7 protein-coding genes are annotated in these 3,751 nt (G+C 31.6%); all 7 read left to right on the top strand.

Annotation, left to right across the window (positions count from 1 at the left end; genetic code table 11):
- Positions 1–302 (top strand): 50S ribosomal protein L21 (rplU, locus tag ACRDDY_RS19475; protein WP_438566566.1); only part of this gene is annotated, 302 nt, incomplete at its 5' end.
- Positions 303–305: 3 nt separating this feature from the next.
- Entirely contained in the window at positions 306–692 is a 387-nt protein-coding gene (locus ACRDDY_RS19470) for a ribosomal-processing cysteine protease Prp (protein WP_438566565.1), read from the top strand.
- A gap of 2 nt (positions 693–694) precedes the next feature.
- Positions 695–991 (top strand): 50S ribosomal protein L27, encoded by a 297-nt coding sequence (gene rpmA / locus ACRDDY_RS19465; RefSeq protein ID WP_438566564.1) that lies wholly within the window; start codon positions 695–697, stop codon positions 989–991.
- Positions 992–1,206: 215 nt separating this feature from the next.
- Complete coding sequence (gene obgE, locus ACRDDY_RS19460) at positions 1,207–2,493, top strand: GTPase ObgE (RefSeq protein WP_438566563.1); 1,287 nt, start codon at positions 1,207–1,209, stop codon at positions 2,491–2,493.
- 18 nt (positions 2,494–2,511) lie between these two features.
- Positions 2,512–2,808 carry a ribosome assembly RNA-binding protein YhbY gene (gene yhbY, locus ACRDDY_RS19455; protein WP_438566562.1) on the top strand — a complete coding sequence of 99 codons (297 nt, stop codon included), beginning with the start codon at positions 2,512–2,514 and terminating at the stop codon, positions 2,806–2,808.
- 1 nt (position 2,809) lies between these two features.
- The gene (gene nadD, locus ACRDDY_RS19450) at positions 2,810–3,406 is read left to right on the top strand and encodes a nicotinate-nucleotide adenylyltransferase (protein WP_438566561.1); all 597 of its coding nucleotides are present in this window, start codon (positions 2,810–2,812) and stop codon (positions 3,404–3,406) included.
- 16 nt (positions 3,407–3,422) lie between these two features.
- The coding region (yqeK, locus tag ACRDDY_RS19445) for a bis(5'-nucleosyl)-tetraphosphatase (symmetrical) YqeK (protein WP_438566560.1) at positions 3,423–3,751 on the top strand (329 nt) is incomplete at its 3' end.

Here is a 3,751-nt window from a genome sequence, read left to right as displayed (position 1 = left end):
CAGTAGTAAAAACAGGTGGGAAGCAATACAGAGTTCAAGAGGGCGACGTATTATTCGTAGAAAAATTAGAAGCTGAAGTTGATTCAACAGTTGAATTAACAGAAGTATTAGCTGTTGGTGGAGAAACTTTAAAAGTTGGAACTCCAGTAGTTGAAGGAGCTAAAGTTGTTGCTAAAGTTGTAGCACAAGGAAAAGCTAAGAAGGTTACAGTTTTCAAGTATAAGCCTAAAAAGGATTACAGAAGAAAAGCTGGACACAGACAACCTTACACTAAAATCATGATAGAAAAAATCGAAGCATAATCTATGATTAACGCAAAGATTTACTCTAAGAATGATAAGATAATAGGTTTTACTATTGACAGTCACGCTATGCCAGAAGGAAGGGACTTTCAAAGTGACGAACTTCTAATAGGTGAAGCTTTTGATATGATTTGTAACTCAGTTTCAGTCTTATCACAAAGTGTTATCATAGGTTTAGATAATGTTTTAGAACTTAACTGTACTTATGATATTGGAGATGGATACCTAAAACTAGATCTTTCTGATTTTTCAGTAGAAGAATTAGAGTCAGCACAAGTTTTACTTAAAACATTTAAGCTTAGCTTAGACAGTGTTGTTATAGGTTTAGATCAGACATTAGGAACTAATAGACGTAGAGAATATATAAATATTAAAACAGAGGAGGTGTAGATATGTTAATAATGAACCTTCAATTATTTGCCCACAAAAAAGGGGTAGGTAGCTCAAAGAACGGTAGAGATTCTGAGTCAAAAAGACTTGGTGTTAAATCAGCTGACGGAGAATTCGTACTTGCTGGAAACATCATAGTAAGACAAAGAGGAACTAAAATCCACCCAGGAAACAACGTTGGAAAGGGTAAGGATGATACTTTATTCGCTAAAATTGACGGAGTAGTTAGATTCGAAAGAGTAGGAAAAGACAAGAAGAAAGCTTCTGTTTATCCTGTTGCAATAGAAATAGCTGAATAATTTTAGTTGTATACAAAAAGCACCCGTAATTCGGGTGCTTTTTTAAATATGCAAAAATAAATTACCATTTCTTTATATCTAAAACCTAATATTATTGATATAATTAAACTAAATTTTATTTTTTATAAAATTAAGAAGAAAAATCTGTGTAATGTTTGAATATTAGATAGATAGGGAATAATAAAAATAGATTTTACATAAGGATAGGTGAGTATATGTTTATAGATAAGGCCAAGATATTCGTAAAATCTGGTAAAGGTGGAGACGGAGCTGTTTCTTTTAGAAGAGAAAAGTACGTACCACTTGGAGGACCAGATGGAGGAGATGGTGGAAAAGGTGGAAGCGTTATATTAAAAGTTGACACTGGAATTACAACTCTTATGGATTTCAAATATAAAAGAAAGTTCGTAGCAGAAGAAGGTCAAAGAGGCGGAGAGTCTAAATGTTACGGAAGAGATGGAAAAAGCTTAATTATTACAGTACCAATGGGAACTATAGTAAGAGAAGCAGAAAGTAACAAAATAATTTGTGACCTTTCAGAAAAAGATGATGAGTACATCTTATTAAAAGGTGGAAAAGGTGGAAAAGGAAATGTTAAGTTCTGTACACCTACAAGACAGGCACCACACTTTGCAGAGCCAGGTATGCCAGGAGAAGAAATGAATGTACTTCTTGAGTTAAAGCTTTTAGCAGATGTAGGATTATTAGGTTTCCCTAATGTAGGAAAATCAACATTCTTATCAATGACAACTAAAGCTAAACCTAAGATAGCTAACTATCACTTCACAACACTTAAACCAAACTTAGGAGTTGTTGCAGCAGATGGTGTTGAACCTTTTGTTATGGCAGATATTCCAGGGATTATTGAAGGTGCTAGTGAAGGTGTAGGATTAGGTCTTGAGTTCTTAAGACATATTGAAAGAACAAGACTTTTAATACACGTAGTTGATATGTCAGGACTTGAGGGAAGAGATCCATTTGAAGACTTCTTAAAAATTAATGAGGAACTTAAAAGATATGCTGTAAAATTAGTGGATAGACCACAAATAGTTGTAGCAAATAAAATGGACCTTGTGTATGATGAAGAAGTATTTGAAGAGTTTAAAAGAAAAGTTAATGAATTAGGATATGACAATGTATTTAAAATGTCAGCAGCAACTAGAGATAATGTAGATGCAGTAATAAAAGAAGCAGCTAGAATGCTTAAGCACATTCCAATTACAACTCTTGAAATTGCAGATGAAGAAAGATACATTCCAGAAGAGAAAAGATTTACTTATGAAATCAGAATTGAAAAAGGTGAAGAAAACGACACTTACTATGTTGAAGGAAGCTTTGTAGATAGACTTTTAAGTGCTGTTAACGTAAATGATGCTGATTCATTAAGATACTTCCATAAAGTTCTTAAGAATAAAGGTATATTTAATGACCTTAGAGAGCTTGGAATTCAAGATGGAGATGTAGTAAATCTTAATGACTTTGAATTTGAATATTTATTATAGTATATAGGAGGCAGTTACATGCTAAAAGGAAAAGAAAGAGCATATTTAAGAAAGCTTGCTCACGGAATTGACCCAATATTTCAAATAGGGAAAAATGGAATAGAGGATAACTTTTTAACACAAATAAGAGAAGCTTTAGAAGCTAGAGAACTTATTAAAATAAAAGTATTAGAAAATAGTGGTTTAGATACAAGAGAAGCTTCAGATACTATCTGCAGGGCAGTTAATGCTGAAGGGGTACAATCAATTGGTAATAAAATAGTAATCTATAAAGAGTCAAAAAAGAATCCTAAAATAGAGATACCAAAAAAATAAAATGAAAAGATTTGGGATAATCGGTGGAACCTTTGATCCTATTCATATAGCACATTTATATATAGCAGACGCTGCTATGGAAGAGCTACATTTAGATGAAGTTATATTCATGCCTAATGGAAATCCTCCTCATAAATCTTTAAAAAAGGTTACTGAGGGGGCTTTAAGGTATGAAATGGTGTGTGAAGGAATAAAAGGAATAGAAGGATTTACATCATCAGATTATGAAGTAAAGAAAGCTACCCCAAGTTATACTTATGAGACTCTGCAAGTTTTTAAAGAAAAAGATGTAGAGTTATTTTTTATAAGTGGGGCAGATTGCCTTATGGAATTAGAAAGTTGGGCAAAAATAGATGAAATATTTAAAGTGGCCAATTTAGTTGTATTTAAAAGACCAGGATTTAATGATAGAGAATTAGAAAAACAAAAGAAATACATAGAAAATAAATACAAAACAAAAATTATATTTTTAAATCTAAGAGATTTAGATATCTCATCAACAGATATTAGAAAAAGAATAAAAGAAAATAGAAATGTTAAGTTTTTCTTACCAAATAGAGTTTTAGACATAATAGAAAGGGAAGAGCTTTATAAATAATAAGGGGTGTTATATTTTGGATAAAGAAATTATATATGACTACTTAAAAAATAATTTAAAAGAAAATAGATTTATGCATACATTAGGCGTAGTTTCAACCTCTAAGAAACTTGCAGAAATTTATGGAGCTGATATAGAAAAGGCAGAAATGGCAGGTCTTTTACATGATGTATGCAAGAATATGTCAAAAGAAGAAATGAAGAAGCTAATAGAGGAAAATAATATACAATTAACATTAAGTGAGAAAAAAACACCAGAGCTTTGGCATAGTATAGTTGGACCTATAGTAGCTAAGGAGAAGTTTAATATAAATGATGAAGAGATATTAAGTGCAATAAGATTTCA

The organism is Clostridium sp., from assembly GCF_051656525.1.
GTDB lineage: Bacteria > Bacillota > Clostridia > Clostridiales > Clostridiaceae > Clostridium.
The sequence above is the reverse complement of the archived record's forward strand: the minus strand, read 5'-3'. Positions and strand labels throughout refer to the sequence as shown.

Bases quoted from the DNA above. Each gene is read 5' to 3' on its own strand.
- ACRDDY_RS19470 (WP_438566565.1), top strand. From the start codon at position 306: ATGATTAACGCAAAGATTTACTCTAAGAATGATAAGATAATAGGTTTT.
- rpmA (WP_438566564.1), top strand. From the start codon at position 695: ATGTTAATAATGAACCTTCAATTATTTGCCCACAAAAAAGGGGTAGGT.
- obgE (WP_438566563.1), top strand. From the start codon at position 1,207: ATGTTTATAGATAAGGCCAAGATATTCGTAAAATCTGGTAAAGGTGGA.
- yhbY (WP_438566562.1), top strand. From the start codon at position 2,512: ATGCTAAAAGGAAAAGAAAGAGCATATTTAAGAAAGCTTGCTCACGGA.
- nadD (WP_438566561.1), top strand. From the start codon at position 2,810: ATGAAAAGATTTGGGATAATCGGTGGAACCTTTGATCCTATTCATATA.